Origin of the sequence: Streptomyces thermovulgaris (genome assembly GCF_002155915.1) — a bacterium.
GTDB lineage: Bacteria > Actinomycetota > Actinomycetes > Streptomycetales > Streptomycetaceae > Streptomyces > Streptomyces thermovulgaris.
The window spans coordinates 1-4,326 of sequence record NZ_MUME01000496.1 but is presented as its reverse complement, the minus strand read 5'-3'; the positions used below and the strand labels follow the sequence as shown (position 1 = coordinate 4,326).

General features: G+C 67.9%; 5 protein-coding genes. 4 read left to right on the top strand and 1 reads right to left on the bottom strand.

Annotated features, from left to right (window positions below; genetic code table 11):
• From CCN35_RS26760 to CCN35_RS26745, 4 genes are all read left to right on the top strand, one after another.
• The coding region (locus CCN35_RS26760; RefSeq protein WP_143631877.1) for a VWA domain-containing protein at positions 1–584 on the top strand (584 nt) is incomplete at its 5' end.
• Between the two features lie 110 nt (positions 585–694).
• A complete protein-coding gene (metG, locus tag CCN35_RS26755; protein ID WP_067398180.1) occupies positions 695–2,311 on the top strand; it encodes a methionine--tRNA ligase in 1,617 nt (538 codons plus the stop codon).
• A 256-nt stretch (positions 2,312–2,567) separates the two neighbouring features.
• Positions 2,568–3,440 (top strand): hypothetical protein, encoded by an 873-nt coding sequence (locus CCN35_RS26750; protein WP_169721394.1) that lies wholly within the window; start codon positions 2,568–2,570, stop codon positions 3,438–3,440.
• A gap of 157 nt (positions 3,441–3,597) precedes the next feature.
• Positions 3,598–3,855, top strand: a complete 258-nt coding sequence (locus tag CCN35_RS26745) for a hypothetical protein (protein WP_086794630.1) — start codon at positions 3,598–3,600, stop codon at positions 3,853–3,855.
• Between the two features lie 261 nt (positions 3,856–4,116).
• Here CCN35_RS26745 and CCN35_RS30020 read toward each other — a convergent pair whose 3' ends face one another.
• Positions 4,117–4,245 (bottom strand): hypothetical protein, encoded by a 129-nt coding sequence (locus CCN35_RS30020; protein WP_268877209.1) that lies wholly within the window; start codon positions 4,243–4,245, stop codon positions 4,117–4,119.
• Between the last annotated feature and the right edge of the window lie 81 nt (positions 4,246–4,326).

The window sequence follows — 4,326 nt, the reverse complement described above, 5'->3', positions numbered from 1 at the left end:
AGTACGGCCTCACCGGCACCCGGGCCAAGGTCTACCTCGTCCTGGACCGCTCCGCCTCCATGCGCCCGTACTACAAGGACGGTTCCGCCCAGGCCCTCGGCGAGCAGACCCTCGCCCTCGCCGCCCACCTCGACCCCGGGGCGACGGTCCACGTCACGTTCTTCTCCACGGACGTGGACGGCACCGGCGAACTCACCCTCGCCGACCACGAGAACAGGATCGACGAGCTGCACGGCTCCCTCGGCCGCATGGGCCGCACCAGCTACCACGTGGCCGTGGAAGCCGTCCTGGACCAGCACGGCAAGTCGGTGGACGACCCGGCCACCCCCGCCCTGGTGATCTTCCAGACGGACGGTGCCCCGGACGCCAAGACCCCGGCCACCCGCGCCCTCACCGAGGCGGCGAAGAAGCACCCCGCCGTCTTCTTCTCCTTCGTCGCCTTCGGCGAGCACGACAACAAGGCCTTCGACTACCTGCGCAGGCTGAAGACCGACACCTCCTCCTTCTTCCACGCGGGCCCCGCCCCGCGTGAACTCACGGACAAGGAGTTCTACGAGGGCGTCCTGGCGAACTGGCGTCCGTAACCCACCGGCACACCCCGTGTGCGGACGGTGGCCGATATGCTGCGGCGGCCGCCGTCCGCACCGCGAAACGCGGGTGAGGGGATCTCCAGTGGGCCAGTAGGATTTCGACCATGGCGGCCACTGGATCAGAGAAGCAGGGTGAAAAGGCGTTCTACGTCACCACCCCCATTTACTACGTCAACGATGCTCCTCACCTGGGCCACGCCTATACGACCGTCGCGGGCGACGTGCTCACGCGCTGGCACCGCCAGCGCGGCGAGAAGGTGTGGTTCCTCACCGGCACGGACGAGCACGGTCAGAAAATCATGCGCACGGCCGACGCCAACGGGGTCTCGCCCCAGGAGTGGGCCGACAAGCTCGTCTCCGAATCCTGGGTGCCCCTCTGGGAGCACCTGGGGATCGCGAACGACGATTTCATCCGCACCACGCAGAAGCGGCACACCGATCGCGTCCAGGAATTCGTCCAGGATCTCTATGACAAGGGCGAGATCTACAAGGGCGGTTACGAGGGCCCGTACTGCGTGGGCTGCGAGGAGTACAAGCTCCCCGGCGAGCTGATCGACGGCGAGGGCGAGTACGCGGGCCAGAAGCTGTGCCCGATCCACAAGAAACCGGTGGAAAACCTCAGCGAGGAGAACTACTTCTTCAAGCTGAGCGAGTACACCGACAAACTGCTCGCCCACTACGAGGCGAACCCCGACTTCATCCAGCCCGAATCGGCGCGCAACGAGGTCGTGAACTTCGTCCGCCAGGGCCTTCAGGACCTGTCCATCTCCCGCTCGACCTTCGACTGGGGCGTCCCGATCCCCTGGGACCCGAAGCACGTGATCTACGTGTGGGTCGACGCGCTGCTGAACTACGCCACGGCGGTCGGCTACAACGAGAACCCGGAGAAGTTCGCGTCGACCTTCCCGGCCGATGTGCACCTGGTCGGCAAGGACATCCTGCGGTTCCACGCGGTCATCTGGCCGGCGATGCTCATGGCCCAGGGTCTGCCGCTGCCCCGCAGGGTCGTGGCCAACGGCTGGCTGATGGTCGGCGGCGAGAAGATGTCGAAGTCGAACCTCACCGGCATCAAGCCGCAGGACCTGACCGCGCACTTCGGTGTGGACGCCTACCGCTGGTACTTCCTGCGGGCGATCGCCTTCGGCCAGGACGGCTCCTTCTCCTGGGAGGACTTCTCCGCCCGCTACACCAGTGAGCTGGCCAACGACTACGGCAACCTCGCCTCGCGTGTGACGGCCATGGTCGGCAAGTACTTCGGCGGCACGCTGCCGGAGGCGACGGCGGCCGGCGACGCGGAGAAGGCGATCCAGGACGGCCTGGCGAAGGCGGTCGCGGAGGCCGACCGCCGCATCGGCGAGGAGCTGGACTTCCAGGGCGGCATCCTGGCCGTCTTCGACTTCGTCAAGCAGGTCAACCTCTACCTCACGGAGCAGGAGCCGTGGAAGGTCGCCAAGGACACCAGTGACGAGGGCAGGGCCCGCCTGGCCACGATCCTCTACACCGCGGCGGAGTCCCTCCGCGCGATCGCCGTCCTGCTGAACCCGGTCATGCCGGAGACCTCCCGGAAGCTGTGGGACTCCCTGGGCGCGGAAGCCTCCCTGGGCGCCCTGGCCGACCAGAGGATCCAGGAGGCCGGCGAGTGGGGCAGGCTCCCCGCGGGCGCGACCGTCACCAAGGGCGCGGTCCTCTTCCCCCGCCTGGAGGAGAAGCCCACCGCCTGACGCCCGGCTCTCCCCGGACGACGTGAACGGCCCCACCGCCACCGGCACGGCGGTGGGGCCGTTCACGTCNNCCGGCACGGCGGTGGGGCCGTCCGTTTTCCGGCGCACACCGCGCCTTCACTCCTTCAGGTGATCGCCTTCCAGGACGCCTCCATCGGGCCGAGCCGCACTCATACGCTCCCTGCAGAACACCTGCCGACATGTGCCAGAGGCACATGTCCTTCCGTCTTTCGTCCTCACCTTCACAGGAATCCGTATGGTCAGCTCGCCCCACGAGGCGATGCACCGCATCTTCCAGGAACATCCGGGCCTCTTCTCCGGAGTGTCCGAGGTGCTCGGCATCGGCTTCCCTCCGCTCACCTCGGTCACCGTCCTGCCCAATGACCTCACCGAGACCAGCCCCGTCGAGCGCCGCGTGGACACCCTCCTGCGGCTGGAGACGGAGAACGACGAGCCGCTGCTCCTCGCGGTCGAGGCCCAGGGCAGGAAGGACCCGGACAAGCCCGCCAGCTGGGCGTACTACGCCTCGTACCTGCTCACGAAATACCGGCTGCAGCCGATGCTGCTGGTCGTCTGCCAGGACCGCGCCACCGCGGAATGGGCCGCGCGTGAGGTCAGCTTCGGCCCTCGCCAGTGGCCTCTGCTGACCCTGCGGCCACTGGTCGCGGGACCGCACAACATGCCGGTGATCACCGATCCGGCCGAAGTCCGCAAGGATCTCGCCCTCGCCACACTGGCCGCAATCACACATGTCGCACATCCGGACATCGGGGCCATACTCAAATCAATGACGACCGTTCTGCGGGAGACACCACAGGACATCGCCAACCCGATCGTCGAACTCGTCGCACAAGGCCTGGGCAAGCTCCCAGCCGCACACCTGTGGAGGAAACTGGTGGCCGTGGACCTCTCCTTCTACACCTCACCGCTCTCCGAAGAACTCCGAGCGGAGGGTGAAGCACGCCGTGCCGCCGAGGACGTCCTGGCCATCCTGGAAGTCCGCAGCATCGACATCCCCGAAGCGGTCCGGGAACGCATCACCACCTGCGGCGACCCCGAAATCCTGCGCCACTGGCTACGACGCGCCGTCACCGCCCCGACAGCCGAGGCCATCTTCACCGACCAGTAACCCCGCCCCCGCCGGAGAGAACGGCCCGGTACATCGACGTCCGAAAAGCAGGCGGCGAACCGCGGAGACCACGGCGAGACACGATCTCCCGGGCTCTCAGGACAGCCGCCCTGCTGAAAAGCGTGAGCACTCAGCCGCACCACTGTGGAGGAAACCGGTGGCCGTGGACCTCTCCTTCTACACCTCACCGCTCTCCGAAGAACTCCGCGAAGAGGGCCGCGAGAAAGGCCGGGCCGAAGGCGAGACGCGCCGTGCCGCCGAGGACGTCCTGGCCATCCTGGAAGTCCGCGGCATCGACATCCCCGAAGCGGTCCGGGAACGCATCACCACCTGCGGCGACCCCGAAATCCTGCGCCACTGGCTACGACGCGCCGTCACCGCCCCGACAGCCGAGGCCATCTTCACCGACCAGTAACCCCGCCCCCGCCGGGCCGGTCTCCGAGAGCTTCGCGCCCCACCGGTGTCGGCCGGTGGGGCGTCGATGTCCGGGCGACGCCACCGTGCGGCAACGCGCCGGCACCCGCGACGAACACACCTTACTGTTCGTCAACTTGCTTGATTGACAAGGATCTTGCGCATCCTTCCCGCCCGCCGTGAGGCGGTCCCGGGCCCCGTCCGTCGGTCACACGTGTGCGGCCCGAGGAACATCCCGGGAAGCGCACGTCCGCCGGCCGGGTCAGCGGCCGGCGAGTGCCCGCAGTTCGGCGAGGGAGCCGCGGAAGACATTGAGGTCGACGGGACCCGTGATCCCGTCGATCGACCACGGCGAGAGCAGCACCGACGGCCATGGCCACACGGGTCGCACGCCCCCGGTGTGCGCGCCCCACACGTTCGGGTGAAAGACCCACCATGCGGAGTGTCCTTTCCTCACGGCCGGCGCCGGCCG